Raw genomic sequence first — 25,548 nt, forward strand, 5'->3', positions numbered from 1 at the left:
CGGGATGCCGTACCGGCCCGGCCGGGACCGGCGCGGCGTCCCCCGACGCCGCGACCGCTCCCTCGGTACCGCTTACTTCACGACGAGCGCGGTCCATGCCGAGACCCACTGCTCACGGTTCTTCGCGATGGTCTCCGGAGCCACGTTCTCGGGCTTCTCGACCACCACGCCGTGCTTGGTGAACAGCTCCGGCAGGGAAGCGTCCTTCGTCACGGGGTTCACGAACATCTGGAGCGGCATGTCCTCCTGGAACTTCTTGCTGATCAGGAAGTCCACGAGGGCCTTGCCGCCCTCTTCGTTCTTCGCGCCCTTCAGCAGACCCGCGAACTCGGTCTGGCGGAAGCAGGTGCCGGTGGCGACGCCCGTCGGGGCCTCGGCCGGCTGCGGGTCCCCGTACATCACCTCGACCGGCGGGCTGGTGGCGTAGGAGACGACCAGCGGGCGGTCTGCCTTGGCCTTCTTGCCGCCCGCGGAGCCGGAGAAGCGCTCGTTGTAGGCCTGCTCCCAGCCGTCGACGACCTCGACGCCGTTGGCCTTCAGCTTGCTCCAGTAGTCCTTCCAGCCGTCCTCGCCGTACTTGCCGACGGAGGCGAGCAGGAAGCCGAGGCCGGGCGAGGAGGTCGCGGCGTTCTCGGTGACCAGCAGGTTCTTGTACTCCGGCTTGACCAGGTCGTCCAGCGTCTGCGGCGGGGCGATCTTCTTGTCGGCGAAGTAGGCCTTGTCGTAGTTGACGCAGATGTCGCCGGAGTCGACCGGGGTGACCCGGTGCTGCTTGTCGAGCACGAACTCGGGCTTCACATCGGCCAGGCCCTTGGCCTCGTACGGGGTGAAGAGGCCGTTGTCGAGGGCGCGCGAGAGCAGGGTGTTGTCCACGCCGAAGAAGACGTCGCCGCGCGGGGAGCCCTTGGTGAGGATCTCCTGGTTCAGTGCCGCGCCCGCGTCCCCGGACTTCAGTACCTTGACCGTGTAGCCGCTCTGCTGCTCGAACTCCTTGAGGACCGCCTCGGTCACGTTGAAGGAGTCGTGCGTGACGAGCGTGACGGTCTTGGACTTCGGGCTCTCGGTCCCGCCCGCGCTCTTGTCCTTGGCGTCGCCGCCGCCGCAGGCGCTGAGCGTGGTGACGCCCAGCGCGGCCGCGAGCGCGGCGCCCGCGATCTTCTTGGTGGTGCTCACTGGTGATTCCTCCTGGATGACCAGGAGAAGACGCGGCCCTGCCCGGCGCTCTGTGGGAGCGGACGCCGGGCAGGGCGCAACAGCTTGAGTGGTGACCGAACTTCCTACCCCGAATGACCGGGGCGAGGTTCAGAGGGTCTGCGGATGACGGATACCGCACTCTCAGCGCTGTGGCGCTCCCCTGTCGGAATATGAAATTGGTTCGGCCACAGGGTACCCCGTGGCCGATCTCGGCCGGTCAGGACCGGAACCTATCGCTCCGAGGCGGCGAGCTGGCCGCACGCGCCGTCGATCTCCTGGCCGCGGGTGTCCCGTACGGTCACCGGCACGCCGTGGCGGGCGATCGCGTCGACGAAGGCCCGCTCGTCCTCGGGCCGCGAGGCGGTCCACTTGGAGCCGGGCGTCGGGTTCAGCGGGATCAGGTTGACGTGGACGCGCTTGCCCTTGAGCAGCCGGCCCAGGAGGTCACCGCGCCAGGCCTGGTCGTTGATGTCGCGGATCAGCGCGTACTCGATCGAGATGCGGCGGCCGGACTTCTCGGCGTACTCCCACGCGGCGTCGAGGACCTCGCGGACCTTCCAGCGGGTGTTCACCGGGACCAGGGTGTCGCGCAGCTCGTCGTCGGGCGCGTGCAGCGAGACGGCGAGGCGGCACTTGAAGCCCTCGTCGGCGAACCGCAGCATCGCCGGGACCAGGCCCACGGTGGAGACGGTGATGCCGCGCTGCGACAGTCCGAGGCCGTCGGGCTCCGGGTCGGTGAGACGGCGGATGGCGCCGACGACGCGGTTGTAGTTGGCGAGGGGCTCGCCCATGCCCATGAAGACGATGTTCGACAGGCGGGCGGGGCCGCCCGGAACCTCGCCGTCGCGCAGGGCGCGCATGCCGTCGACGATCTGGTGCACGATCTCGGCGGTGGACAGGTTGCGGTCCAGACCGGCCTGGCCGGTGGCGCAGAACGGGCAGTTCATGCCGCAGCCGGCCTGCGAGGAGATGCACATGGTGACCCGGTCGGGGTAGCGCATCAGCACGGACTCGACGAGCGTTCCGTCGTGCAGCTTCCACAGGGTCTTGCGGGTGGTGTCGTCGTCGCACGAGATGTGCCGGACGACGTTCATCAGCTCGGGCAGCAGCTCCTGCTGGAGCTTCTCGCGGGACGCGGCGGGGATGTCGGTCCACTCGGCCGGGTCGTGCGCGTACCGGGCGAAGTAGTGCTGGGAGAGCTGCTTGGCCCGGAAGGGCTTCTCACCGATCGCGGCCACCGCCTCGCGGCGCTCGGCGGGGGTCATGTCGGCGAGGTGCCGCGGAGGCTTCTTGGCGCCACGCGGCGCGACGAAGGTGAGCTCTCCCGGAACGGGGCGGGCCATGATCGGGTACTCCTCGATGGGGCGAGGTCCGGGCGCGCGACTCCGCCGGTGCGGAGCGGACCGCGGCTCGACGGGAGCCGGGAGACCTCTCACGGGCCGTCCCCGCAGACGCGGAACGGCAAAGGCGCGCCACTCGCGAGTGGCGCGCCTTTTAGGATAACCCGCTCCGCGGGAGACGGCCGATGCCGAAGGTCCCCCGGCCGACGCCGGCCGAGGCCGTCGTCGGCAGCCGGGGTGTCAGCCGGTGCCGACGAAGGCCGCCAGCAGCAGCCACACCACGGGGGCGGTCGGCAGCAGGGAGTCGAGGCGGTCCATGATGCCGCCGTGCCCCGGGAGCAGGGTGCCCATGTCCTTGATGCCGAGGTCCCGCTTGATCATCGACTCGCCCAGGTCGCCCAGGGTGGCGCTGACCGCGACCGCGAGGCCCAGCAGCAGGCCCTGCCACCAGGCACCGCCGTCGATCAGGAACTCCATGCACAGGGCGCCCGCCGCCATGGCGAAGGCCACCGCGCCGAAGAGCCCCTCGCGGGTCTTCCCGGGGCTGATGCGCGGCGCGAGCTTCGTCTTGCCGAAGCGCCAGCCCACCGCGTAGGCCCCGGTGTCGCTGACCACGGTCAGCACGAGGAAGGTCACCACGCGCTGCGGTCCGTCGTCGGCGGTGAGCAGCATCGCGACGAAGGTGGCGAGGAACGGCACGTAGAACGCCGCGAAGACGCCGGCCGTGACGTCCTTGAGGTAGTCCTCGGGCGGCTCGGTCATCCGCCACACCAGTACCGCGAGGGCCGTCAGGGCCATCGCGACCCAGGCCCCCTCGGCCCCGCGGACGTATCCGGCGATGACCATGGCGGCGCCGCCCACGGCGAGCGGGACGAGAGGGGCCTTGATGCCCTTCTTCTCCTGCAGCCGGGAGGTGAGCTCCCACAGTCCCACGACGACCGCGACGACGACGACGCCGACGAAGACCGCCTTGACGATGAACAGCGAAGCGAAGATCACTGCGCCGAGGCCGACGCCGACCCCTATGGCGGCACGCAGGTCCCGCCCCGCGCGCTTCTTCTGCGGCGGGGGCGGGGGGTCCTGCGGTGCCGGCGAAGGCGGGGGCGGGGGGCTGGGCATGGGCTCCTGCGGCGGCGTCTCGTCGCGGAAGAGGGGGCCGCCGTCCGGGGCGGCCCCCCGATCGCGTGCTTCCCGGTCGTCGAAGTCACGGCCGGCGGCATCGGGCACGATGGGCATGGGCCGAGTGTGCGGGCCCACCTGTGCATCGTATGCGGGACCCGCCGGAACCGGCTCCGGCTGCCAGGAAGAGTCGTTCATCAGACTTCGAGGAGCTCGGCTTCCTTGTGCTTGAGGAGCTCGTCCACCTGCGCGACGTACTTCGCGGTGGTGTCGTCGAGCTCCTTCTCGGCGCGGCGCACCTCGTCCTCGCCGGCTTCCTTGTCCTTGACGAGCTTGTCGAGGGCGTCCTTGGCCTTGCGGCGGACGGCGCGGATCGAGACCTTGGAGTCCTCGGCCTTGGTGCGCGCGACCTTGATGTACTCCTTGCGGCGGTCCTGCGTCAGCTCGGGGAAGGTCACCCGGATGATGCTGCCGTCGTTGCTCGGGTTGACACCGAGGTCGGAGTCGCGGATGGCCTGCTCGATGTTGCGCAGCGCGCTCTTGTCGAACGGGGTCACGATCGCCATGCGCGGCTCGGGCACCGAGAAGGAGGCGAGCTGGTTGATGGGCGTGATGGCGCCGTAGTAGTCCGCCACGATCTTGTTGAACATCGCCGGGTGCGCACGGCCGGTGCGAATCGCGGCGAAGTCTTCCTTGGCGACGACGACGGCCTTTTCCATCTTCTCCTCGGCCTCGAGGAGGATCTCTTCGGTCACCACGTGCTCCTGCATGTCTTGAATGGATGGTTCAGGCGGGCGGGACGGGCGGGGCCGGTCCGGGCTCGGTCCGGCAGCGGACTGCTAGGCCCGGGTTCCCTGGTCGCTGACAAGCGTGCCGATCTTCTCACCCTTGACGGCGCGCGCGATATTGCCCTCGGCGAGCAGCTCGAAGACGAGGATCGGCAGCTTGTTGTCGCGGCACAGCGTGATCGCCGTGGCGTCGGCGACCTTGAGGTCGCGGGAGAGGACCTCGCCGTACTCCAGTGCGTCGAACTTCACCGCGTCGGGGTTCTTCTTGGGGTCGGAGTCGTAGACCCCGTCGACGCCGTTCTTGCCCATGAGCAGGGCCTCGGCGTCGATCTCCAGGGCACGCTGGGCGGCCGTGGTGTCGGTGGAGAAGTACGGCATGCCCATGCCGGCGCCGAAGATGACGACGCGGCCCTTCTCCAGGTGGCGCACGGCGCGCAGCGGGATGTACGGCTCCGCGACCTGGCCCATGGTGATGGCCGTCTGCACGCGGGAGTCGATGCCTTCCTTCTCCAGGAAGTCCTGGAGGGCGAGGCAGTTCATGACCGTGCCGAGCATGCCCATGTAGTCGGACCGCGCCCGGTCCATGCCGCGCTGCTGGAGCTCGGCGCCGCGGAAGAAGTTGCCGCCGCCGATCACGACGGCGATCTCCGCGCCGTCGCGGACCACCGCGGCGATCTCACGCGCGATGGCGTGGACGACGTCGGGGTCGACGCCGAGGCCTCCGCCACCGGAGAAGGCTTCGCCCGACAGCTTCAGCATGAAGCGGCGGCCCTTCTTCTCCTGGTCGCTCTTGTCGTCGGATGCGGTGTGGGTGTCCACGCCCTGATTCATGGAGATCTCCTCGTGCACATACGAAGAAGGCCATTGCCGGTGGGTCCTTGCGGTTCCCTCTACGGCAATGGCCTCCTCGTCAGATCTGCGGTCGTCCTGCGCGGACGCGGACGACTGCCTCAGACCCTACCGGGGTCCGGTGTCCGTCGCGTACGGACGGAATCAGATGCCGACCTTGATGCGGGTGAAGCGCTTCAGGGTGACACCGGCCTCGTCCAGGACCTTCTGGACGGACTTCTTGTTGTCCAGGGCGTAGGCCTGGCCGAGCAGCGTGGCGTCCTTGAAGAAGCCGTTGACGCGACCCTCGACGATCTTCGCGATGGCAGCCTCGGGCTTGCCCTCCGCGCGGGTGACCTCTTCGGCGATGCGACGCTCGGACTCGACCTTGTCGGCCGGGACGTCCTCGGCGGACAGCCACTGCGGGGCGAACGCGGCGATGTGCTGCGCGACGCCGCGGGCGACCTCGGCGTTCTCCTTGTCGAGCTCGACCAGGACCCCGATCTGGAACGGCAGGTCGGGCATCGTGCGGTGCATGTACGCGGTCACGTAACCGCCGGTGAACTGCGCGAAGCGGTCCAGGACGATCTTCTCGCCGAGGTTGGCGTTGGCCTCGTCGACGAAAGCGGTGACGGTCTTGCCGGGCTCGATCTCGGACGCGAGCAGCGCCTCGATGTCGGCCGGGGAGGTGGCGGCGACGTGCGCGGCCAGCTGGTTGGCGACGGCCAGGAACTTCTCGCCCTTGGCGACGAAGTCGGTCTCGCACTTCAGCTCGACGATGACACCGGAGGTGTTGTCGTCGGCGATGAGGGAGACGACGGCACCGTTCTCGGCAGAACGGCCCTCGCGCTTGGCGACGCCCTTCTGGCCCTTGATGCGGAGGGCTTCCTGGGCCTTGTCGACGTCACCGTCGGCGTCCACGAGCGCGTTCTTGCAGTCCAGCATGCCGGCGCCGGTGAGCTCGCGGAGCTTCTTGACGTCAGCGGCGGTGTAGTTCGCCATGAGTCTGTGATTCTCTCTCGAAGTCGTAGATCTACGGGTGAACGGCGGAGGCGCCGCGCTTTTGGCGCGGCTCCCCCGCCGTCATCGTCCGTGCTGCGAGTGCCCGGCGAGTGAACGCCGGGCTCTCTCAGAGGGTCAGGCCTGCTCGGCGTCGGCGGCCGGGGCCTCGACAGCGGCCTCGGCCGGAGCGGCTTCGGCCGGAGCGGCCTCGGCGTCGTCGGCCTTCTTGTCGCCCTCGAGCAGGTCGCGCTCCCACTCGGCGAGCGGCTCGGCAGCGGCCTTCTCGCCCGGCTTCGAGTCACCGGTCGCAGCGCCGGAGCGGGCGATGAGGCCCTCGGCGACGGCGTCGGCGATCACGCGGGTGAGCAGGGTGACGGAGCGGATCGCGTCGTCGTTGCCCGGGATCTTGTAGTCGACCTCGTCGGGGTCGCAGTTGGTGTCGAGGATCGCGACGACCGGGATGTGGAGCTTGCGCGCCTCACCGACGGCGATGTGCTCCTTCTTGGTGTCGACGATCCAGACGGCGCTGGGGACCTTCGACATCTCGCGGATACCACCGAGGGTCTTCTCCAGCTTGGCCTTCTCGCGGGAGAGGACCAGGAGCTCCTTCTTGGTGAGACCCGAGGCGGCGACGTCCTCGAAGTCGATCGCCTCAAGCTCCTTCAGACGCTGGAGGCGCTTGTAGACGGTGGAGAAGTTGGTGAGCATGCCACCGAGCCAGCGCTGGTTGACGTACGGCATGCCAACGCGGGTCGCCTGCTCGGCGATGGCCTCCTGGGCCTGCTTCTTGGTACCGACGAACATGATGGAGCCGCCGTGCGCGACGGTCTCCTTCACGAACTCGTAGGCGCGGTCGATGTACGACAGCGACTGCAGCAGGTCGATGATGTAGATGCCGTTGCGCTCCGTGAAGATGAAGCGCTTCATCTTCGGGTTCCAACGACGGGTCTGGTGACCGAAGTGGACGCCGCTCTCCAGCAGCTCCCGCATCGTGACGACGGCCATGGCCATCTCCTTGGTTTCTCGGTTTGGTTCCTGACGCCCCGCCGCGCCCTGCCCCGATGAGGGACCGAGAGACGCTGTCACCTGGCCGATTCAGGCCGGTGCTGGGGCGTGCGAAGTCGACCCGGTGACCCGGATCGCCACAAGAAGTGTACGGGACCCGGCGGTATGCCGGGTGACGCCGTTGTCCACAGCGCCCGGACCGTCCACAGGGCGGCACGCGCCCCCGGGCGCCCGCGGGACGCTTGGGGCCATGACGACACTGCTGATCAGCCTGCTGCTGACCCTGGCCCAGGCCGCCGTTCCCGGGGTCCGTCCGCTGCCCGCGCCGCTGTCGGTGGCCCGCTGGTGGGACCCGCCGCCGTCGCCGTACGCGGCCGGGCACCGGGGCGTGGACCTGGCGGCCGGCGTGGGCGCGGAGGTCCGGGCGGTCGCCGCGGGCCGGGTGCACTTCGCCGGCCCGGTCGCGGGTCGCGGAGTCCTCTCCCTGGCCCTGCCGAACGGCCTGCGCACCACCTACGAACCGGTGCGGGCGCTGGTCTCCGAGGGCGAGGAGGTCACCGCCGGCCAGGTGGTGGCGGTCCTCACGGAGGGCTCCCACTGCCCGGCGCCCTGCCTGCACTGGGGCCTGCTGAGGGGCGAGGAGTACCTCAACCCCCTCACCCTGCTCTCCCGCCCCGCACCCCGCCTGCTGCCGATGCCTTCAGCCCCACCGCAGCCCAATCCAGCCCCGCCGGCGATTGAGGCGCGGGGTCCGGGGCGGAGCCCCGCTCTTCGAGCCGCACCGGCCCACCCACCGCAGCCGCATCCAGCCGCGCCGGCGATTGAGGCGCGGGGTCCGGGGCGGAGCCCCGATCCTTGAGCCGCACCGGCACACCCGCCGGGGCGGAACCCGGCCCCGCCGGCGGCCCGGGGCGGAGCCCAAGGGCCTCAGCCCCGCACGCCCCGCAGGGCCATGGCCACGGCCGTCTCCGTCACCACCGCGGGGTCCTCCGCCGCCCCCAGCTCGATCCGCCGCACCGCCGCATCCACCACACCCTGCAGCAGCATCGCGGAGAGCTTCGGCTCCCGCTGCCCCAGGGCGGCCAGGGCCTCGACGATCATCGCGACGAGGCCGCCGTGGGCCGCACGGATCTTCTCCCGCGCCCCGGCGTCCAGCTCGCTCGCGGAAATGGCCACCACGGCCCGGTGCCGCCGGTCCCCCACCAGCCCCAGCTGGCTGCGGACGTAGGCCTCGATCTTCGCCTCCGGCGCCTCCGCGGCCTCCATCGCCGCCTCGATCTCGGCGGCCCACACGGGGAAGTCCACCGCGCACAGCTCTTCGACCACGGCCGCGCGCGAGCGGAAGTACTCGTACACGGACGACCGGGCGAGCCCGGTCCGCTCCGCAAGGGCGGGGAAGGTCAGCGCCTCCGTGCCGCCTTCGGACAGCAGGGTTCGCGCGGCGTCCAGAAGGGCGCCGCGCTGCATCGACCGGTGCTCGGCCACTGAGGCCGCTCGAATCCTGGGCACGCGTCCACTCTACGGAGGTACCGCAAGCTCACCGCCCCACGTCCGCCAACTTCGCCCGGAGCTGCAGCACCGACTTGGTGTGGATCTGGCTGACGCGGCTCTCGGTGACGCCCAGCACGTTGCCGATCTCGGCCAGCGTGAGGCCCTCGTAGTAGTAGAGGGTCACCACCGTCTTCTCCCGCTCGGGCAGCGTGTTGATGGCCCGTGCCAGCAGCCGCCTGAGCTCGCGGTCCTCCGCCACTTCCACCGGGTTGTCGGCGGCGGTGTCCTCCAGCGTGTCCATGAGCGAGAGCCGGTCGCCGCCCTCGCCGCCGACGTGCAGGAGTTCCTCGAGCGCGACCACGTTCGCCAGGGACAACTGGCTGAACACGGCGTGGAGGTCCTCCACGCCGATCCCCATCTCCCCCGCCACTTCGCTCTCCGTGGGAGTGCGCCGCAGCTGCGCTTCCAGCGTGGCGTAGGCCCGCTCCACGGCCCGCGCCTTCTGCCGCACCGAGCGGGGGATCCAGTCCAGCGCCCGCAGTTCGTCGATCATCGCGCCACGGATGCGGGTGATCGCGTAGGTCTCGAACTTGATCGACCGGTCGACGTCGAACTTCTCGATGGCGTCGATCAGCCCGAAGACCCCGGAGGAGACGAAGTCGGCCTGTTCCACATTGGGCGGAAGACCCACGCTCACCCGGCCGGCGACGTACTTGACCAGCGGGGAGTAGTGCAGGATCAGCTGCTCCCGCAGCCGCTCGTCACCCGAGGCCTTGTACGAGCGCCACAGCACCTCCAGGGACGAGGGCGCGGTGGACCGCTCGCTGCCGCGGGCAGCGGGGGGCACCGCAGCGCGGTCAGACCCTGAGGTGTGCTGGGGCATGCTTCGCCTTTGCCGGAGCGGGATTCCTTGGGAGCGTAGCGTGACGGAAGTGTCGCGGTGCGCGAAGAGTACGGGATCGCGCGGCGGCTCCGGCGCGACCGGACTCGCGCGGGCGGCCCGGGACCGGCGCCTGGCGCTCGGTCCCGGCAGCAGGCACCGGGAAGACCGCGTCTCTCATCGCTTTCACTCTTTCACCGGAACGCCCCAGGTCAACCACCGCCTCGCCGGACATCCCCGGTTTGTGTGCCTCCTCCAGCCGTTTGTCTGCTCAACTGCCAGTCATCGCCCTGCCGTTCGACGAACCCCAGAGAGTGAAGTTCGTACAGTCTGCCGATGACTTCATCGGCGCCGGTGCCGGAGGCAAGTGCCAACTCCGCCACCCGCGCGGGGCGGCCGGCCGGGAGCGCTTCGAGCACCCTGGCGGTGTCGCGGTCGAGCAGGTCCCGGGCGAGCAGCGGTCCGCGCCGCTCGGGAGCCAACTCGCCCATGGCGCCGACCAGCTCGACCACCTCGGCCGCGTCCGTGACCAGCTCGGCCCCGCCGCGCAGCAGCTCGTGCACCCCGCCGGAGAGCCCGCTGGTGGCGGGCCCGGGGACGCCCATGGTGAACCGGCCGAGCTTCTGGGCCTGCCGGGCGGTGACCAGGGAGCCGCTGCGGTGGGCGGCCTCCACGACCACGGTGCCCCGGGTGAGGGCCGCGATGACCCGGTTGCGCAGCACGAAGCGGCTGGGGGTGGGGTGGCTGCCGGGTGGCAGTTCCCCGAGGACCAGCCCCTGGCCGGCGATGCGGCCGAGCAACTCGGCGTGTCCGCGCGGATAGGCCACGTCCGACCCGCAGGCGAGCACCGCCGCGGTGGCGCCGCCCGAGGCGAGGGCCCCGCGGTGGGCGGCACCGTCGATCCCGTACGCGGCCCCGGAGACCACGACCCAGCCGCGTTCGGCGAGTCCGGCGGCCAGGGTCTGGGCCATGTGCGCGCCGTACGGGGTGCAGGCACGCGCCCCGACCACGGCGACGGACCGCAGCGCCCAGGTCCGCAGGTTCGGCCGGCCGCGCAGCCACAGGCCGACGGGTCGGGCGTCGCCGAGGTCGTCGAGCTGGCTGGGCCACTCCGCCGACCCGGGGCACACGAACCGGCCTCCGTGCTCGGCGGCGACCGCCAGGTCCCTCCCGGGATCGGCCAGCGCCGCCCGTCTCCGGTACCCGGCGAGCCTCTCGGCCCCCACCCCGCCCGGCGCCCGGGCCCCGCCGTCCCCCTCGCCCTCCCCCTCGCCGCCGGTGAGCATCCGCATCAGCCGCACCGCGCCGTACTCGCGCAGCCACCGCCCCACGACCTCGTCCCCCGGCTCCGCCACCCGTGTCAGCGCGGCCCGGGCCAGCGCCTCCGGGCCGGCTGCGGCGGCTGCGGGCTCCGCACCCCCCTGCCCGGTCATGACCCGGCCCCCATGGCCGCGGCAGCACCCCGGGCGATCCCGGTCCGCAGCTCCAGGGCGACGGCGACGTCCAGCGCATCGGGGCGGTCCCGCCCCCGCAGGTCGGCGACCGTCCAGGCGACCCGCAGCACCCGGTCCAGCCCCCGGGCGGTGAGCAGGCCGCGCTCCATGTCCCGCTCGGCCTGGGCCAGCGCCCCCGGGCCGGCCTGCCAGCGGGTGCGCAGTTCCTGGCCGGGCACCTCGGAGTTGAGCCGCCACGGGGTGTCGGCGAGCCGGGCCGCAGCGCGGTCCCTGGCCTCCCGCACCCGGTCGGCGACCTGCACGGTGGATTCCCCGCGGCCTCCCTGCCCCAGCAGATCGGACCGGGTCACGGGCTCGACCTCGACCCGCAGGTCCACCCGGTCGAGCAGCGGCCCCGACAGCCTGCCCTGATAACGCCTGATCACCGAGGGCGGGCATTCGCACCCGCTCCCCTGCACGGTGTGGCGCCCGCACGGGCACGGATTCGCGGCGAGCACCATCAGGAAGCGGGCCGGGAGCCGGACGACCCCGGCCGCCCGGGCGATGACCACGTGGCCCGATTCGAGGGGCTGGCGCAGCGCGTCCAGCGCCCGGCCGTGGAACTCCGCGGCCTCGTCCAGGAAGAGCACCCCGCGGTGGGCCAGCGAGACCGCCCCCGGCCTCGGGACCCCGTTCCCGCCGCCGACCAGCGACTGCATGGTCGCCGAGTGGTGGGGTGCGCAGTAGGGCGCCCGGGCGACCAGCGGCTCTCCGGGTGGCAGGATGCCCGCCACCGAGTGGACCGCCGTCACTTCCACGGACTCCCGGCGGGTCAGCGGGGGCAGGATCCAGGGCAGCCGCTCGGCCAGCATCGTCTTGCCCGCTCCCGGCGGCCCGCTGAGGAAGAGGTGGTGGCCTCCGGTGGCCGCGACCTCCAGGGCGCGGCGCGCTGCGTACTGCCCGGCCACATCGGCGAGGTCGGGGAAGTCCGCCGCGTCGGCCGCACCGGAGCGGCCCCGGCCGCCGAGTCCCGCGCCCAGCCCTGCTCCCGGCACCAGCAGCCCGGCCAGCATCGGGTCCGGGCGGCCGGGGGCGGCCGCGGTGTCGGGGGCGTCCTCCTCGGGGACGGGGGCGTCCGTCAGGACTGCGATGAGCTGGCGCAGGCTGCGGATCCCGAGCACCGAGGCCTCGGGTACGAGCGCGGCCTCGGCGGCGCACTGCTGCGGCACCACCACCTGCCGGTATCCGGCCTCCGCCGCGGCCAGGACGGCCGGCAGGATCCCCCGGACCGGGCGCACCCGGCCGTCCAGCCCCAGTTCCCCGATGAGTACGAGATCGGCGATCGCCCCGGGGTCGACCACCTCGGCCGCCCCGAGCACGGCCGCGGCAACAGCAAGATCGAATCCGGCACCCGATTTCGGCACGGAGGCCGGGCTGAGGCCCACCGTGAGCTTCTTCTGCGGCCAGGCCGCACCCGAATTGACCACGGCGGCACGCACCCGGTCCCGGCTCTCGACCAGGGTCTTGTCGGGCAGCCCCACCAGAGTGAAGGCCGCGACCCCCGGCTCCAGGTCGGCCTGTACCTCCACCACCACGCCGTCGACGCCCACCAGGGCCACCGAGCAGGCTCGTGCGAATCCCATCAGGCCACCCCCCTGACGTGCTCCACCAGGGGCGCGCCGCGCCGCGGCAGCAGCACCCCGACGAGGTCGATGCGCACCCCGCCCGGGGGCGGTCCGCCGTGGTCGGCGAGCCAGCGCCCGGCGAGCCTGCGCAGCCGCTCGGCCTTGCCGGGCCGCAGGGCGGCCATGGGATGCTCGAAGTCACCCTCCCGACGGGTCTTGACCTCGCACACGACGAAGGCGTCCCCGTCGCGTGCGACGATGTCGATCTCCCCGCTGCGGCAGCGCCAGTTCCGTGCGATCACGGTCATCCCGGCCTCGGTCAGCCGCCGTGCCGCGAGCTCCTCGCCGTACCGCCCCAATGCCTGCTGTGCCACGCCCTTCGCGTTCATCCGGCACCACCTCCGGCACCGACGATCCCGCGCCCCCGCCCACCTTGTGGATCTTGGTGGACAACCCGGCCGTTGTGGACAAGCCCGTCACCCACACGAAGGACGAGCCCCGGTCGGCACCGCGGGCCCGGCACGATCCGAAGGGGACCGCCTAGCTGCCGGGCAGTTCGAGGTCGGTCTTGTTGAGCTCCTCGATGTTGACGTCCTTGAAGGTCAGCACCCGGACCTGCTTCACGAAGCGGGCCGGCCGGTACATGTCCCAGACCCAGGCATCGGCCATCGAGACCTCGAAGAAGACCTCCCCCTGGACCGAGTGCACCTGCATCTCGTAATCGTTGGTGAGGTAGAAGCGACGCTCGGTCTCGATCACATACTTGAACAGCCCGACGACGTCGCGGTACTCCCGATAGAGCTTCAGCTCCATCTCGGTCTCGTACTTCTCGAGGTCCTCGGCACTCATGGCATGTTCCCCTTCAGCCGTGCGTCCCCCTATTGTGCGCCAGACCCATGTGCCCCTAAACGATTTCCGGGGCCAGGACCACCGGCGCACCCGGAGGACCGTCGTCGAGCAGAGTCTTCAGCAGCTCGGCGAGCCTGGTCGGGTACACCGTCTCATGTGCCGCGAGCAGTTCCTCGTAGGTCCACCACCTGGCTCCGGCGACGCTGCGCCGCTCCAGCTCGGTGAGCCCGCCCATCACGGTCTGCGTCTGGGCGGTACGCGCCAGGAAGTACCACTCGTCCTGCTCCCAGCGCCGCCCGTCGAAGGGGAAGGAGCAGTACCGCTGCCACAGCACGGGCCCCAGCTCGACCTCTGTGATCCCCGTCTCCTCCGCGAGCTCCCGCAGCGCGGCCTGCTCCCGGCTCTCGGCCCCCTCCAGGCCGCCGCCCGGGGTGAACCACCAGGTGTCGGCGGGGTCGGCCGGCTCGAAGCCGTGCAGCAGCAGGATCCGGTCCGCCGGGTCCAGCAGGACCACCCGGGACACCTGCCGCGGACCGGCGGTCCCGGCCGCCGGGTCAGCGGGCACCGGCCCGCTCCCTCCGCCGCCCGCGCCCCAGGACCCGTGCGACGGGCCCGTACGCGGCTCCCAGCACCACCAGGACGGCTCCGGCGGCCACCGCCGCCAGCTGGAGCCGCAGCGGCCCGTACCCGGAGATGCCGCCGGGCAGGGACTCGTACGTCTTGGGCCGCTCCAGCGTCTTCATGGCGGGCCAGGCCAGGGCGTCGACGCGTGCGCTGACGGCCGACCTGGGCACGGTGCCCTGCCCGGCCTCCTGCAGGTGCGCCCGCGAGTCGAGCGAGGCGCCGCGGCGGTCGCCCATGAGGAAGAGGTTCCCCTCGGGGACCGTCACCTCGAAGGGGGTGCCCGTGGGGGCGGTCTGCCCGGGCGGCATTTCCAGTCCCGTGGAGGGCTTGGTGTCGTCGATGTACGGCTCGTCGAGAGCCGTGCCGTTCACGGTCAGCTCGCCGCGCGCGCCGCAGCACTTCACGGTGTCGCCGCCGATGCCGACGACCCGCTTGACCATGGGCGAGTCGCTCCACATGGAATCGGTGAAGATGACGACGTCGCCGCGGTGCACCTCGCCGCCGTCGATGCGCTGCGCCAGCACCCGGTCCCCGGGCTTCACCGTCGGCATCATCGAGTCGGTCGGCACCGTGTACGGCTGGTAGACCACCGCACCCCAGACGAAGCCGCCGAGGAAGAGCACGAAGCCGATGGCCACGGCGATCCCGGACAGCACGTTGCCGAGACCGCCGCGGCCATCACTGCCACTGCGTATTGAACGGGTACCGCCCGAACGCGTACCGCTTGCCTGCGTGCCGCCCATTGCAGCGCCCCCACACTTCGGAGATCGTCGACCTGGGCGGCACCCTACCCGGCAGTACGCCCGCTGGTCAGCCTCCTGCGGCGCCACATGACGAGCGGCACAGCGCCGGTGAGCCCCAGTGCGGCCGGGCCGAGCCCGACGGGAGCGAGGCCGGAGGCCCCGAGACCGAGCGCATCGGCCGCGGCCTGGTTGCCGATGCCCGGCTGGTCGAAGGTGTCCGGGACCGGCAGGGTGGCCCAGCGGTTCAGCGGCCACGCGACCACGACGGCCCGCCCGACGACCTTGTCGACCGGCACGAAGCCCTGGGTGGCGTCCTGCATGTGGTAGCGGGAGTCCTGGGAGTTCTGCCGGTGGTCGCCCATCACCCAGATCTTGCCCTTGGGCACGGTGATCGGCCCGAAGGGCATGTCGTCGCACGGGGTGTTGCCGGGGAAGATGTACGGCTCGTCCAGCGGCTTGCCGTTGACGACGACCGGTCCGCCCTTCTTGCACTCGACCGTGTCCCCGCCGATGGCGATGGTGCGCTTGATCAGGTCCTTCTCGTCCGCGGACGGCATCAGACCGATCTTGCTGAGGACCTGCTGCGCGAAGTTGGGCTCCGGCGTGGGCTCCCCGGACAGCCAGTTCAACGGGTCGTGGAAGACGACGACCTCGCCGCGCTCCGGCTCGGAGCCGAACCACGGGGTCAGCTTGTCGACCAGCACCCGGTCGCCCCGCTGCAGGGTGTTCTGCATCGAGTCGGACGGGATCGAGAACGCCTGGACCAGGAAGGTCTTGATCAGCAGGGCCAGCAGCAGGGCGATGCCCACGAGGAGCGGGAGCTCCTTCCAGAAGGATCGGTGCGCCTGCGCCTTGGCTTCGCCCTCCCCCTCCTCGGCCTCGCGCGCGACGGCGTCGTCATCCGGCCGCTCTTCGCCCTCGTCGCGTCCGGACCGTGCGCCTACCGCCACATCCCCCACATCCACTCCTCAATTAGAGATCGCCGCCCGCGCCGAAATCGGACACGGGCCCTCCCCTCCCCTAACGAGCGGGAGTTCCCTAAGGCGCGGGAGACCCAGGACACACTATGCGAACGGCGCGGCCCGGCGGCGCCGGCGACGCGTCCGTGCCTCGCGCCTCGCCTGATCGGGCACCATGCGGAAGGTGGCGGGCGTGTCGAAGCTCGTCCAGTGCCCGTAGGGCCACGCGATGACCACGGCCTCGCCCACCACCCCGTTCTCGTCGATCGTGCCCTGGAAGGCCTCGTCGAGGTGGTAGCGGGAGTCCGCCGAGTTCGCCCGGTGGTCGCCCATCACGAAGAGCCGGCCCGCCGGGACCTGTACCTCGAACGGGATGTCGGAGGGGGCGTTGCCGGGACTCACGTACGGCTCGTCGAGCGGCTGGCCGTTGACGGTGACCCGGCCCCTGGCGTCGCAGCACTTGACGGTGTCCCCGCCGACGCCGATGACGCGCTTGATCAGGTCCTGCTCGTCGGCCGAGGGCAGCAGGCCGATGAAGGTCAGCGTCTGCTTGATCTGCTTGATGCCGATCGGGTCGGGGGCCGGCCGGGCCGCCTCGCCCCGGAGCCAGCCGCCCGGGTCCTTGAACACGACGATGTCGCCGCGCTCGACCTTGGAGCCGAACCACGGGGTCAGCTTGTCCACCAGGACCCGGTCGCCGATCCGGATGGTCTGCTCCATCGAGCCCGACGGGATGAAGAAGGCCTGTATGAAGAAGGTCTTGAGGAGCATGGCGATGCAGAGCGCCACCACCACCAGCAGCGGCACCTCACCGGCCCGGCGCGTGCGGCGGCGCCGCCTGACCCGGCGGGCCAGCCTCCGCCGCTCGGCCCGGCTGCCCGGCTCGGGCGCCGGTTCGTGCCGCGGCCGTCCGCGGCTACCCATGCCCGCCGCCGGCGGAGCCCCAGCGGGACACCGGCCAGCCGATCCAGTCGGCCCGCCCGATCACCTTGTCCACCGGCACCATCCCCCCGCCCGGCTCCCCGAGGTGGTCCCGGGAGTCCCGGGACTGGGAGCGGTGATCACCCATCACCCACAGCGTCCCGAGCGGCACCACGATCCGGAACGGCACCTGCGAGGGCGCGTCGCCGGGGTGGAGGTACGGCTCGTCGAGGGGTACGCCGTTGACCTCGATCCGCCCGGAGGCGTCACAGCACACCACGTCGTCGCCGCCGACGCCCACGACCCGTTTCACGAAGTCGGTGTCCGAGGGCTCCGCGAGCCCCAGCGCCGAGGCCGCGCCGTGCAGGAGCCGGCCCACCGCATTGCCCTCGGGGCGTTCCCGTACGAAGGAGCCGGTGCCGTCGAAGACCACGATGTCGCCGCGGCGGGGCTGTTCGCCGGACCGGTACGCCAGCTTGTTGACCAGCACCCGGTCGCCCACCTGGAGCGTCGGCTCCATCGAGCGGCTCGGGATGAGGAAGGGCTGGACCACGAAGTTGCTGACGAGCAGCAGCAGGACGGTGCAGAGCACGCCGAGCACGCCGGCCCGCCGCCAGGTCAGCGGCCGCACGGCCGCCGACAACGCAAAACGCGGCCGCCCCTCCCCCTTGCCGGGGGAGGAGTGGCCGCGCTGCGTGTGAGGTGCTTCGGTGTCCATCGGGAGGGAGCCTATCCGGCCTGTCCCGGACACCGGAGGGGACCTCAGTTGTCGCGCTTCTCCTTGATCTTCGCGGCCTTGCCGCGGAGCTCACGGAGGTAGTACAGCTTGGCGCGGCGCACGTCACCGCGGGTGACGAGCTCGATCTTCTCGAAGATCGGGGAGTGGACCGGGAAGGTACGCTCCACGCCGACGCTGAAGGAGACCTTGCGAACGGTGAAGGTCTCGGAGACACCGGCGCCCTGGCGACGGATGACTACGCCCTTGAACTGCTGGATACGGGAGCGGTTGCCCTCGATAACGCGGACGTGCACGTTGATCGTGTCACCCGGGCGGAAGGCCGGGACGTCCGAGCGGAGCGCGGCGGCGTTGACGCCATCGAGCAGGTGAGACATGTTCTTCGTCTGCTTTCTTCGCATGACGCCACAGGTCGCCAGTGCGGGTTTCCGTAGAGAATTCGGGAGCCGTGCCACCCGTCGGACGACGATCCCCCTGTGGCAGGGGCGCCCGCGAGCACACAGCAGCCGCCTATTCTTCCACGGCCTCCGGCTTGCGCCAAAATCGGCCGTCGGCGGTGGGCTGCCAGCCCAGGATGGAGAGGATCTCCCGGTCCTTCTTGTCGAAGCCGGAGGCCTCGCAGCGCTCGATCAGGTCGGGGCGGTTGGCCGCGGTCCGGCGGAAGGCCTCGTCCCGGCGCCAGCGGGCGATCTTCCCGTGGTGGCCGCTGAGCAGCACCTCGGGGATGTCCCGTCCGCGCCACACCGGGGGCTTCGTGTAGACGGGCCCCTCCAGCAGGTTCGCCATCTCCCCCGGGGCGAAGGAGTCGTCCCGGTGCGATTCGGCGTTGCCGAGCACGCCGGGCAGCAGCCGGGCCACCGCCTCGGTGACCACCAGCACCGCGGCCTCGCCGCCCGCCAGGACGTAGTCGCCGATGGAGACCTCGTACACCGGCATGCGCGTGGCGTACTCGTCCATGACCCGGCGGTCGATGCCCTCGTAGCGGGCCGGCGTGAAGATCAGCCAGGGCCGCTCGGAGAGCTCGACGGCGAGCTCCTGGGTGAAGGGGCGGCCGCTGGGCGTCGGGACGACCATGACGGGCCCGTGGGCCCCCGCCTCGTAGCCGTCGGCGAGCGCCTCGTCCAGGGCGGCGCCCCACGGCTCGGTCTTCATGACCATGCCGGGACCGCCGCCGTAGGGGGTGTCGTCGACGGTGTTGTGCCGGTCGTAGGTCCAGTCCCGCAGGTCGTGGACGTGTACGTCGAGCTGGCCGCGGGCGCGCGCCTTGCCGACGAGGGACACGTTCAGCGGTTCCAGGTACTCGGGGAAGATCGTGACGACGTCGAGACGCATCAGGCGTCGCCCTCGGCGTCACGGGCGGAGGCGATCTCGGCGCGGTCGTCGATCAGCCCGGGCGGCGGGGTGATGACGCAGCGCTGCTCCTCCAGATCGATCTCGGCGACGATCTCCTCGACGAAGGGGATCATCACCTCGGTGCCGTCGGGGCGCTCGACGATGAAGAGGTCCTGCGACGGCAGGTGGGAGATCTCGGTGATCCGGCCGATCTCGGTGCCGTCCTCGAGCACGACGTCCAGGTCCATGAGCTGGTGGTCGTAGTACTCGTCCTCCTCCTCGGGGAGTTCGGTCGGGTCCACGTCCGCGATCAGCAGCGTGTTGCGCAGCCCCTCGGCGCCGGTGCGGTCCTTGACGCCCGCGAAGCGGAGCAGGAGCCGGCCGCTGTGCACCCGGCCCGTCTCGATGGTCAGCGGGCCCGCCGACGCCGGTTCGGTGCGGAGCACGGCGCCGGGCGAGAGCCGCAGCTCCGGCTCGTCCGTGCGCACCTCGACGGTGACCTCACCCTTGATCCCGTGGGCGCGGCCGACCCGCGCGACTACCAGCTCCACCTGAGAAACTCTCCTGTTCGGACGACAACGGGCCGGGGCGGACACGTATGCCCTCCCCGGCCCGTGCCGGTGATTCAACTGCTCAGCGGACCTGGTCCACGTCGACGAGGTCGACGCGGATCCCCCGGCCGCCGATGGCGCCCACGACGGTACGCAGTGCACGTGCGGTGCGGCCGTTGCGGCCGATCACCTTGCCGAGGTCGTCGGGGTGGACCCGGACCTCGAGCACCTGTCCGCGGCGCAGGTTGCGCGAGGCGACCTGCACTTCGTCGGGGTTGTCCACAATGCCCTTTACGAGGTGCTCAAGAGCCTCCTCGAGCATGATCAGGCCTCGGTCGACTCGGCGGCGGCCTCAGCCTCGTCCGCCTTCTTGTCGGCCTTCTTGGCCTTCTGTGTGATGGCCTCGCCCTTGGCGTCGCCACCCTCGAGGGCCTTGGCGAACTCGTCGAAGGAACGACGCTTGTCTTCCTTCGTCGCCGGCTGGAGCAGCGGCGCGGGGGCGGGGAGGCCCTTGTGGGCCTGCCAGTCACCGGTCAGCTTCAGGATGGCGAGCACAGCCTCGGTGGGCTGGGCGCCGACGGACAGCCAGTACTGCGCACGCTCGGCGTTGACCTCGATGCGCGACGGGTTGTAGGTCGGGTGGTAGATACCGATCTCTTCGATCGCGCGACCGTCCCGACGGGTACGGGCGTCCGCGACGACGATGCGGTAGTGCGGCTGGCGAATCTTGCCGAGGCGCTTGAGCTTGATCTTGACTGCCACTGGAGTGGTGTCTCCTGAACTTGACGTGGTTGGGCACATGAGATGCCACGTGGGGTTGCGGTACTCGGGTGCCCGATGGACGCGTCAGCCGGAGGAGAGAGGGGTCCTATGCGACTGTCGAGTACAGCTAGCCATTGTGCCACACGCCTGCGGCGCGCTCGGCAGTGAGGGGAGATCCACCTGCCACGGGGGCCCGCCCCCGCCCCCCTGCGGGCGCACCTCCTGTCGGCGGCGCGCTTACGCGTTCGTGCGGGTGCGGGCGCCGTGCGGGCGGCGGGCGCTTGCGCGGAGGCGAGCGGCGTGATTGCGGTGCCGGTGTGCGGCCGGTGCCCGTACGCCGCCACAGTGAGACAGCGCTCAGGAGACGGCCGAGAGGGCCACCTCGGGGATGCGGAAGGGCTTCATGCAGCCCCCGCACACGATCGGGGCCTGCGCCAGGACCGAGGGGACCACCCGGACGTTGCGCCCGCAGTCGCAGACCGCCTTCACCCGGACGCCGCCGCCGGAGGAGCCGTGGCGGGCGGCCGGTCCGCGGAAGCTGCGCTTCGTGTCGGCGGCGGTGGCGGCCGTGTGCGCCTTGAGGGCGCGCTGCAGCCGCTCCATCGTCGGGCGGTAGCGCTTCTTCGCCTCGGGGTTGAGCGTGACCAGTGAGAAGCCGCTGCTCGCATGCGGCTCGTCGGAGTGGTCCAGCCCCATCTCCTCGGCGATCGCCAGGAATCTGCGGTTGTGGTAGCGGCCGGCGCGGGAGGTGTCACGGACCCCGCGGGCGGCGGCGATGCCGTGGACTGCCTCGTGCAGCAGTCGCTCGAAGGAGAGTTCGGCGCCACAGGCGGACGAGGACTCTCCGATCAGGGACTCGGGCGCGGCAAGGTCAGGCAGCTCGGGGTGGTACCGCTGAATGTCGGCCCACGCCTGCGCCAGCTCTGCGGCGAGAACAGGTGGTGTCGTGCTCACGTCGTGACAACGAGCCGGGGGCCCCGGGTGTTCCGATTCCGGGCCATTCCAAATTTTTTGCACGTACCAGTCAGTTCAGCCTCATGCGTCCTGACGAGGACGGGTGCGCCGATGTCAGGAGGAGTCGGTACGTAACGTCGACCGGCAGACATCAGCCCCGGCGCGCGGAACGGGCCGCGCGCCGGGGCTGACGGGGCGATCAGTACGAACGCGCGACGATCGCGAGGGTACCGGGGGCGTCGTCGGCCTGCGGCACCGACCCGTCCTCGGCGATCAGGCAGCGCACGGAGACGGCCTGCTCGGCCAGCTTCGCCTCGCCCTCCGGACCGAGGTCGGCCCACGGGATGCGCGCCCAGCCGCCGGCGATGGCGGCCTCGGCGGCCTCCTCGATGGTCGCGACGTCGGTCGTGCGGGACTCGCGGCGCTCGCGGGACTCGCGCAGCAGCTGCGCCTGGTCCTCGTCCAGCACCTTGGGCAGCAGGTCGAGCAGCTCGGTGATCTGCACCGGCTCCTTGCCGCCCGGGATGCGGCGGGCCAGCATCGCGGTGCCGTTCTCCAGGTCGCGCGGGCCGATCTCGATGCGGACCGGTACGCCCTTGAGCTCCCAGTCCACGGCGCGGCGGCCGAAGGGGGTGTCGACGCGGTCGTCGACGTGCACGCGCAGGCCGGCGGCCTTGAGCTGACCGCCCAGCTCGCGGACCTTCGCCACGGCCTCGTCGCCCTTGATCGCCATGACGACGACCTGGACGTGGGCCAGGCGCGGCGGGACCCGCAGGCCGTTGTCGTCGCCGTGGGACATGATCAGGCCGCCGACCATGCGGGTCGAGACGCCCCACGAGGTCTGCCAGACCAGCTCCTGCTGGCCCTCCTTCGACAGGTACTGCGTGTTGAAGGCCTTCGCGAAGTTGGTGCCGAGCTCGTGGCTCGTGCCCATCTGCAGGGCCTTGCCGTCGCCCATCATGCCCTCGAGGGTGAGGGTGTTGATGGCGCCGGCGAAGCGCTCCTTGGCGGTCTTGCGGCCGAGGACCACGTCGATGCCGAGGACGTTCTTCATGAAGTCGCCGTAGACGTCCGTGTGGATCCGGGCGGCGTAGTCGCGGGCGTCCTCGTAGGTGGCGTGGGCGGTGTGGCCCTCCTGCCAGAGGAACTCGCTCGTACGGAGGAACACGCGCGGGCGCATCTCCCAGCGGACCACGTTGGCCCACTGGTTGATCAGCAGGGGCAGGTCGCGGTAGCTCTGGACCCACTTGGAGAAGTAGTCGTTGATGATCGTCTCGGAGGTGGGCCGGACGACGACCGGCTCTTCCAGCTCCTTGCCGCCGCCGTGCGTGACGACGGCCAGCTCGGGGGCGAAGCCCTCGACGTGCTCGGCTTCCTTCGTCAGGTACGACTGCGGGATGAACAGCGGGAAGTAGGCGTTCTGGGCGCCCGCTTCCTTGATGCGCGCGTCCATCTCCTGCTGCATCCGCTCCCACAGCCCGTAGCCGTACGGTCGGATGACCATCGTGCCGCGCACCGGGCCGTTGTCGGCCAGCTCGGCCTTGTTGATCAGATCCTGGTACCAGCGGGGGAAATCCTCCGCCTGCGGGGTGAGAACGGGTGCCTTTGCCATGGCGCGAATGGTACGGCGCCGCGCGCACCGAGCGTGAATCGGGTGACCCGCTCCTCTGGACGCGGGGGCGAATGGGGAGTTCTCTGGCAACGGGGGCAAGGGGGCGAGACGGAATCAGGAGCGCTCTTTCGATGACACCGACGCCGACGGCGACGCTCGTCGCCCGGGACTGGGCGGAGATCCAGGAACGGATGCTGGTACCGCTGTACGAAGCGGTCTACGACCGGCTGGAGGTCGGGCCGGGCGACCGGCTGCTGGGCCTCGACTGCGGGGCCGGTCTGCCCCTGCTGCTGGCCGCCGGACGGGGCGCCTCCGCCACGGGCGTGGAGGCGGATCCCGCGCGGCGCGCGCTGGCGCGCGAGCGGCTGCTGGAGGTGCTGGCGGCCCCGCCCGCGCAGTCCGTGGCGGACCGCCGCTACGACGCCGTGCTGGCCTTCTCGCCCACCCCGGCGGCCCTGGCCTCGGCCCTGCCCCTGGTCCGGCGCGGCGGGGCCGTGGTGCTGGCGGGCTGGGGTCCCGCGGAGCGCTGCACGGTGCCGTCGGTCCTCGGCCGTGGGCCGGTGCCGCGGGACCTGGACGCGCTGGCGGAGGGGGCCGGGCTGCGGCCGGACGGGTCGGGGCGGGTGTTCTGCCCGTTCGGGTACGCCGACGTGGACAGCGCGGTGCGGGGGCTGATGTCGACCGGGCTCTACGACGCGGCCGCGGACCCCGCTCTGGCGGAGAAGGAGCTCGCCGAGGCGCTTCACCCGTTCGAGCGGTCCGACGGCGCCGTGTGGCTGCCGAACATCTTCCGGTACGTGATCGCCCGGACGGCGTAACCGCCGCCCGTCAGTCGGTGCCGTGCGCCTTCGTCAGCCGCGGGATGCCCGCGGCGGCGTAGGCGGCCGGCTCGTCCAGGGTCTCGTTGGCGAGGAGGGCCTCCGCCAGCGAGTCGAGTTGCGGGCGGTGTTCGCGCAGCAGGCGGCAGGCCTCGACGTAGCACTCGTCGACGATCCGGCGCATCTCTTTGTCCACGGCGTCGAGGGTGGCCGGGGCCGCGGTCAGGCCGTAGGGGCTCTGCGCATCGGAGGGGATCGCGGTGAGGCGCCCGATGCGCTCGCTCATGCCCCAGCGGCCGACCATGCCGCGCACGATGTTGGTGACCTGTTCCAGGTCGTTCTCCGCACCCGTGGTGATCACGTCGTAGACGGTGTGCTCGGCGGCCATGCCGCCCAGCGCCCCGATGATGCGGCCGCGCAGGTAGTCCTCGGTGTACGCGTACCGGTCGGCGTCCGGGACCGAGAGGGTGACGCCGAGCGCCCGGCCGCGGGGGACGATGGTGATCTTGCGGACGGGGTCGGCGCCCGGCTGGAGCATGCCCAGGAGGGCGTGTCCGCTCTCGTGGTACGCCGTCCGCCGGCGCTCGTCCTCCGGCATGACCAGCGGCCGTTCCGCACCCAGCTGCACCTTCTCCAGGGCGTCGGACAGGTCGGACTGCGTGACCTCGTCCTGCTGGCGTTTGACGGCGAGCAGCGCGGCCTCGTTGGCCAGGTTGGCCAGCTCGGCGCCGGTCATACCGGGGGTGGTCGTGGCGACCCGGGCCAGGTCGACGCCGTCGGCGAGCGGGATGTCGCGGGTGTGGATGCGCAGGATGGCCTCGCGGCCGGCCCGGTCCGGCGGGGCGACGACCACGGTGCGGTCGAAGCGGCCGGGGCGGGTCAGAGCCGGGTCCAGCACGTCCGCGCGGTTGGTGGCGGCGAGCACGACGACGCCCTCCGAGCCCGAGAACCCGTCCATCTCGGTGAGGATCTGGTTCAGGGTCTGCTCGCGTTCGTCGTGGCCGCCCATGGCCGCGCCCCCGCCGCGGATCCGGCCGATGGTGTCGATCTCGTCGATGAAGATGATCGCGGGGGCCACCTTGCGCGCCTCGGTGAACAGTTCCCGCACCCGGGAGGCGCCGACGCCGACGATCATCTCGATGAACTCGGAGGCCGAGGCGGAGAAGAACGGCACCCCCGCCTCGCCCGCGACGGCCCGCGCGAGCAGGGTCTTGCCCGTGCCGGGCGGGCCCGCGAGCAGGACCCCGCCGGGCATCCGGGCGCCCATCCTGCGGTACGCCTGCGGGTTCTTGAGGAAGTCGACGACGTCGTTGAGCTCCCCCTGGACCTCGTCGATTCCGGCCACGTCCTCGAAGGTGGTGCGCGGGGCGCCCTCCTGCAGCTCCACCGGCTTGGGCGGGGCCTTGCGGCCCAGCCCGCCCATGCCGCCCATCCCCGCGCCCATGCGCCGGGCGACGAACACCCACAGGAGGACCAGCAGCAGCACCGGGGCGAGGGAGAGCAGCAGGTTGGCGAGGAAGCTGCGCTGCTCGACGACCGGGCGGGCCGTCACGTTCACGTTCTGCTTGGTGAGGTTGGCCCACAGGTCGTCGTCGGCGAAGGCCGGGCGCTGGGTGACGAATTTGGTGTAGTCGCCCTTGTCCCCGTCGGGCAGGGGCTGCTCGGCCTTCAGCTGGCCCTGGATGGCGTCGCCCTTGGAGTAGATCTTCGAGACGTTGCCGCTCGCGACCTGCTTGCTGAACTCGGTGTACGAGATGGTCGGCTCGTCGCCCTCGTTGAAGAAGGACAGCACCAGGTTGGCGATCAGGTACGCGATCAGGGCGACGAGGACGAGCGTCCGCCAGCCGCCCGGCATCCGCTTCCTGGGGGGCGGGGCGGGCGGTGCGCCCTCCGAACGCCAGGGCGTATCGGCCCGGTCGCGGGGCGGTACGGGAGTGGGGCTGGGCACGGCGGCCTCCTTCTTCCGTCCCCCCGGCCGACGA

Annotated in this window: 28 protein-coding genes and 1 riboswitch; of the genes, 2 read left to right on the forward strand and 26 right to left on the reverse strand. The window is 71.4% G+C overall.

All coding sequences use genetic code 11. The features are described 5' to 3' along the window. Positions 1 to 72: 72 nt before the first annotated feature. From ACIGFK_RS12550 to rpsB, 7 genes are all read right to left on the reverse strand, one after another. Positions 73 to 1,173 (reverse strand): thiamine ABC transporter substrate binding subunit, encoded by a 1,101-nt coding sequence (locus ACIGFK_RS12550; protein ID WP_376655693.1) that lies wholly within the window; start codon positions 1,171 to 1,173, stop codon positions 73 to 75. A gap of 83 nt (positions 1,174 to 1,256) precedes the next feature. Further along, a riboswitch (TPP riboswitch) is annotated at positions 1,257 to 1,366 on the reverse strand. Between the two features lie 58 nt (positions 1,367 to 1,424). Beyond that, on the reverse strand, positions 1,425 to 2,537 hold the full coding sequence (gene rlmN / locus ACIGFK_RS12555; RefSeq protein ID WP_376655692.1) for a 23S rRNA (adenine(2503)-C(2))-methyltransferase RlmN: 1,113 nt from the start codon (positions 2,535 to 2,537) through the stop codon (positions 1,425 to 1,427). Positions 2,538 to 2,774: 237 nt separating this feature from the next. After that, a complete protein-coding gene (locus tag ACIGFK_RS12560) occupies positions 2,775 to 3,851 on the reverse strand; it encodes a phosphatidate cytidylyltransferase (RefSeq protein ID WP_376655691.1) in 1,077 nt (358 codons plus the stop codon). Further along, a complete protein-coding gene (gene frr, locus ACIGFK_RS12565; protein ID WP_031144133.1) occupies positions 3,851 to 4,408 on the reverse strand; it encodes a ribosome recycling factor in 558 nt (185 codons plus the stop codon). The genes ACIGFK_RS12560 and frr overlap by 1 nt, the downstream gene beginning before the upstream one ends. An 84-nt stretch (positions 4,409 to 4,492) precedes the next feature. Next, positions 4,493 to 5,272, reverse strand: coding sequence for a UMP kinase (gene pyrH, locus ACIGFK_RS12570; RefSeq protein ID WP_376655690.1), 780 nt, complete (start codon positions 5,270 to 5,272; stop codon positions 4,493 to 4,495). A gap of 162 nt (positions 5,273 to 5,434) precedes the next feature. Next, entirely contained in the window at positions 5,435 to 6,271 is an 837-nt protein-coding gene (tsf, locus tag ACIGFK_RS12575) for a translation elongation factor Ts (protein WP_031148742.1), read from the reverse strand. A 135-nt stretch (positions 6,272 to 6,406) separates the two neighbouring features. Beyond that, positions 6,407 to 7,276, reverse strand: coding sequence for a 30S ribosomal protein S2 (gene rpsB, locus ACIGFK_RS12580; RefSeq protein ID WP_376655689.1), 870 nt, complete (start codon positions 7,274 to 7,276; stop codon positions 6,407 to 6,409). A gap of 250 nt (positions 7,277 to 7,526) precedes the next feature. Between rpsB and ACIGFK_RS12585 the strand changes: the two genes are divergently transcribed. Further along, a complete protein-coding gene (locus ACIGFK_RS12585) occupies positions 7,527 to 8,135 on the forward strand; it encodes a M23 family metallopeptidase (protein WP_400051479.1) in 609 nt (202 codons plus the stop codon). Positions 8,136 to 8,203: 68 nt separating this feature from the next. On the opposite strand, the gene ACIGFK_RS12590 is transcribed toward ACIGFK_RS12585, so the two are convergent. The 18 genes from ACIGFK_RS12590 to proS all read right to left on the reverse strand — a co-directional run bounded on the left by ACIGFK_RS12590 (position 8,204) and on the right by proS (position 22,748). After that, on the reverse strand, positions 8,204 to 8,743 hold the full coding sequence (locus ACIGFK_RS12590) for a helix-turn-helix domain-containing protein (protein WP_376655733.1): 540 nt from the start codon (positions 8,741 to 8,743) through the stop codon (positions 8,204 to 8,206). 70 nt (positions 8,744 to 8,813) lie between these two features. Continuing rightward, positions 8,814 to 9,650, reverse strand: a complete 837-nt coding sequence (whiG, locus tag ACIGFK_RS12595) for an RNA polymerase sigma factor WhiG (protein WP_376655687.1) — start codon at positions 9,648 to 9,650, stop codon at positions 8,814 to 8,816. A gap of 209 nt (positions 9,651 to 9,859) precedes the next feature. Next, positions 9,860 to 11,080, reverse strand: a complete 1,221-nt coding sequence (dprA, locus tag ACIGFK_RS12600; RefSeq protein ID WP_376655686.1) for a DNA-processing protein DprA — start codon at positions 11,078 to 11,080, stop codon at positions 9,860 to 9,862. Next, positions 11,077 to 12,723 carry a YifB family Mg chelatase-like AAA ATPase gene (locus ACIGFK_RS12605; RefSeq protein WP_386464794.1) on the reverse strand — a complete coding sequence of 549 codons (1,647 nt, stop codon included), beginning with the start codon at positions 12,721 to 12,723 and terminating at the stop codon, positions 11,077 to 11,079. Before ACIGFK_RS12605 ends, dprA begins: the two co-directional genes overlap by 4 nt. After that, positions 12,723 to 13,094 carry a YraN family protein gene (locus ACIGFK_RS12610; protein ID WP_376655684.1) on the reverse strand — a complete coding sequence of 124 codons (372 nt, stop codon included), beginning with the start codon at positions 13,092 to 13,094 and terminating at the stop codon, positions 12,723 to 12,725. The genes ACIGFK_RS12605 and ACIGFK_RS12610 overlap by 1 nt, the downstream gene beginning before the upstream one ends. Positions 13,095 to 13,245: 151 nt before the next feature. Then, the gene (locus ACIGFK_RS12615) at positions 13,246 to 13,554 is read right to left on the reverse strand and encodes a DUF2469 domain-containing protein (RefSeq protein WP_008737534.1); all 309 of its coding nucleotides are present in this window, start codon (positions 13,552 to 13,554) and stop codon (positions 13,246 to 13,248) included. A gap of 55 nt (positions 13,555 to 13,609) precedes the next feature. Then, complete coding sequence (locus ACIGFK_RS12620) at positions 13,610 to 14,119, reverse strand: NUDIX hydrolase (RefSeq protein ID WP_376655683.1); 510 nt, start codon at positions 14,117 to 14,119, stop codon at positions 13,610 to 13,612. Then, positions 14,109 to 14,921 (reverse strand): signal peptidase I, encoded by an 813-nt coding sequence (gene lepB / locus ACIGFK_RS12625; protein WP_376655682.1) that lies wholly within the window; start codon positions 14,919 to 14,921, stop codon positions 14,109 to 14,111. Before lepB (ACIGFK_RS12625) ends, ACIGFK_RS12620 begins: the two co-directional genes overlap by 11 nt. Before the next feature lie 44 nt (positions 14,922 to 14,965). Next, positions 14,966 to 15,871 (reverse strand): signal peptidase I, encoded by a 906-nt coding sequence (gene lepB / locus ACIGFK_RS12630; protein WP_376655681.1) that lies wholly within the window; start codon positions 15,869 to 15,871, stop codon positions 14,966 to 14,968. Positions 15,872 to 15,985: 114 nt separating this feature from the next. Beyond that, positions 15,986 to 16,804: a signal peptidase I gene (gene lepB, locus ACIGFK_RS12635; protein WP_376655680.1), complete on the reverse strand. Its 819-nt coding sequence runs from the start codon at positions 16,802 to 16,804 to the stop codon at positions 15,986 to 15,988. Continuing rightward, positions 16,797 to 17,519 carry a signal peptidase I gene (gene lepB, locus ACIGFK_RS12640; protein ID WP_376655679.1) on the reverse strand — a complete coding sequence of 241 codons (723 nt, stop codon included), beginning with the start codon at positions 17,517 to 17,519 and terminating at the stop codon, positions 16,797 to 16,799. Before lepB (ACIGFK_RS12640) ends, lepB (ACIGFK_RS12635) begins: the two co-directional genes overlap by 8 nt. A 44-nt stretch (positions 17,520 to 17,563) precedes the next feature. After that, complete coding sequence (rplS, locus tag ACIGFK_RS12645) at positions 17,564 to 17,914, reverse strand: 50S ribosomal protein L19 (protein WP_073911044.1); 351 nt, start codon at positions 17,912 to 17,914, stop codon at positions 17,564 to 17,566. 133 nt (positions 17,915 to 18,047) lie between these two features. Then, complete coding sequence (gene trmD / locus ACIGFK_RS12650; RefSeq protein ID WP_376655678.1) at positions 18,048 to 18,869, reverse strand: tRNA (guanosine(37)-N1)-methyltransferase TrmD; 822 nt, start codon at positions 18,867 to 18,869, stop codon at positions 18,048 to 18,050. Then, complete coding sequence (rimM, locus tag ACIGFK_RS12655) at positions 18,869 to 19,420, reverse strand: ribosome maturation factor RimM (RefSeq protein ID WP_376655677.1); 552 nt, start codon at positions 19,418 to 19,420, stop codon at positions 18,869 to 18,871. The genes trmD and rimM overlap by 1 nt, the downstream gene beginning before the upstream one ends. A gap of 82 nt (positions 19,421 to 19,502) precedes the next feature. Continuing rightward, complete coding sequence (locus tag ACIGFK_RS12660; RefSeq protein WP_030011889.1) at positions 19,503 to 19,742, reverse strand: RNA-binding protein; 240 nt, start codon at positions 19,740 to 19,742, stop codon at positions 19,503 to 19,505. Positions 19,743 to 19,744: 2 nt separating this feature from the next. Next, entirely contained in the window at positions 19,745 to 20,182 is a 438-nt protein-coding gene (gene rpsP, locus ACIGFK_RS12665; RefSeq protein ID WP_351318398.1) for a 30S ribosomal protein S16, read from the reverse strand. Between the two features lie 357 nt (positions 20,183 to 20,539). Next, entirely contained in the window at positions 20,540 to 21,136 is a 597-nt protein-coding gene (locus tag ACIGFK_RS12670; RefSeq protein ID WP_376655676.1) for a hypothetical protein, read from the reverse strand. 199 nt (positions 21,137 to 21,335) lie between these two features. Beyond that, a complete protein-coding gene (gene proS / locus ACIGFK_RS12675) occupies positions 21,336 to 22,748 on the reverse strand; it encodes a proline--tRNA ligase (protein ID WP_376658242.1) in 1,413 nt (470 codons plus the stop codon). Between the two features lie 131 nt (positions 22,749 to 22,879). Between proS and ACIGFK_RS12680 the strand changes: the two genes are divergently transcribed. Then, positions 22,880 to 23,566 carry a methyltransferase type 11 gene (locus ACIGFK_RS12680; RefSeq protein WP_376658243.1) on the forward strand — a complete coding sequence of 229 codons (687 nt, stop codon included), beginning with the start codon at positions 22,880 to 22,882 and terminating at the stop codon, positions 23,564 to 23,566. A 10-nt stretch (positions 23,567 to 23,576) separates the two neighbouring features. Here ACIGFK_RS12680 and ftsH read toward each other — a convergent pair whose 3' ends face one another. Further along, the gene (gene ftsH / locus ACIGFK_RS12685; protein ID WP_376658244.1) at positions 23,577 to 25,514 is read right to left on the reverse strand and encodes an ATP-dependent zinc metalloprotease FtsH; all 1,938 of its coding nucleotides are present in this window, start codon (positions 25,512 to 25,514) and stop codon (positions 23,577 to 23,579) included. Positions 25,515 to 25,548: the final 34 nt, after the last annotated feature.

The organism is Streptomyces sp. NPDC085524, assembly GCF_044541755.1.
In the GTDB taxonomy this organism is placed as follows: domain Bacteria; phylum Actinomycetota; class Actinomycetes; order Streptomycetales; family Streptomycetaceae; genus Streptomyces.

What these genes read in the sequence shown, in the direction of transcription:
- trmD (WP_376655678.1), bottom strand. Translation starts at nt 18,869, where the DNA reads ATGCGTCTCGACGTCGTCACGATCTTCCCCGAGTACCTGGAACCGCTG.
- pyrH (WP_376655690.1), bottom strand. Translation starts at nt 5,272, where the DNA reads ATGAATCAGGGCGTGGACACCCACACCGCATCCGACGACAAGAGCGAC.
- whiG (WP_376655687.1), bottom strand. Translation starts at nt 9,650, where the DNA reads ATGCCCCAGCACACCTCAGGGTCTGACCGCGCTGCGGTGCCCCCCGCT.
- tsf (WP_031148742.1), bottom strand. Translation starts at nt 6,271, where the DNA reads ATGGCGAACTACACCGCCGCTGACGTCAAGAAGCTCCGCGAGCTCACC.
- rlmN (WP_376655692.1), bottom strand. Translation starts at nt 2,537, where the DNA reads ATGGCCCGCCCCGTTCCGGGAGAGCTCACCTTCGTCGCGCCGCGTGGC.
- proS (WP_376658242.1), bottom strand. Translation starts at nt 22,748, where the DNA reads ATGGCAAAGGCACCCGTTCTCACCCCGCAGGCGGAGGATTTCCCCCGC.
- dprA (WP_376655686.1), bottom strand. Translation starts at nt 11,080, where the DNA reads ATGACCGGGCAGGGGGGTGCGGAGCCCGCAGCCGCCGCAGCCGGCCCG.
- ACIGFK_RS12610 (WP_376655684.1), bottom strand. Translation starts at nt 13,094, where the DNA reads ATGAACGCGAAGGGCGTGGCACAGCAGGCATTGGGGCGGTACGGCGAG.
- rplS (WP_073911044.1), bottom strand. Translation starts at nt 17,914, where the DNA reads ATGTCTCACCTGCTCGATGGCGTCAACGCCGCCGCGCTCCGCTCGGAC.
- ACIGFK_RS12590 (WP_376655733.1), bottom strand. Translation starts at nt 8,743, where the DNA reads ATGCAGCGCGGCGCCCTTCTGGACGCCGCGCGAACCCTGCTGTCCGAA.
- ACIGFK_RS12560 (WP_376655691.1), bottom strand. Translation starts at nt 3,851, where the DNA reads ATGAACGACTCTTCCTGGCAGCCGGAGCCGGTTCCGGCGGGTCCCGCA.
- lepB (WP_376655682.1), bottom strand. Translation starts at nt 14,921, where the DNA reads ATGGGCGGCACGCAGGCAAGCGGTACGCGTTCGGGCGGTACCCGTTCA.
- ACIGFK_RS12680 (WP_376658243.1), top strand. Translation starts at nt 22,880, where the DNA reads ATGACACCGACGCCGACGGCGACGCTCGTCGCCCGGGACTGGGCGGAG.
- ACIGFK_RS12615 (WP_008737534.1), bottom strand. Translation starts at nt 13,554, where the DNA reads ATGAGTGCCGAGGACCTCGAGAAGTACGAGACCGAGATGGAGCTGAAG.
- lepB (WP_376655680.1), bottom strand. Translation starts at nt 16,804, where the DNA reads ATGGGTAGCCGCGGACGGCCGCGGCACGAACCGGCGCCCGAGCCGGGC.
- lepB (WP_376655679.1), bottom strand. Translation starts at nt 17,519, where the DNA reads ATGGACACCGAAGCACCTCACACGCAGCGCGGCCACTCCTCCCCCGGC.
- ACIGFK_RS12585 (WP_400051479.1), top strand. Translation starts at nt 7,527, where the DNA reads ATGACGACACTGCTGATCAGCCTGCTGCTGACCCTGGCCCAGGCCGCC.
- rpsB (WP_376655689.1), bottom strand. Translation starts at nt 7,276, where the DNA reads ATGGCCGTCGTCACGATGCGGGAGCTGCTGGAGAGCGGCGTCCACTTC.
- ACIGFK_RS12660 (WP_030011889.1), bottom strand. Translation starts at nt 19,742, where the DNA reads ATGCTCGAGGAGGCTCTTGAGCACCTCGTAAAGGGCATTGTGGACAAC.
- ACIGFK_RS12605 (WP_386464794.1), bottom strand. Translation starts at nt 12,723, where the DNA reads ATGGGATTCGCACGAGCCTGCTCGGTGGCCCTGGTGGGCGTCGACGGC.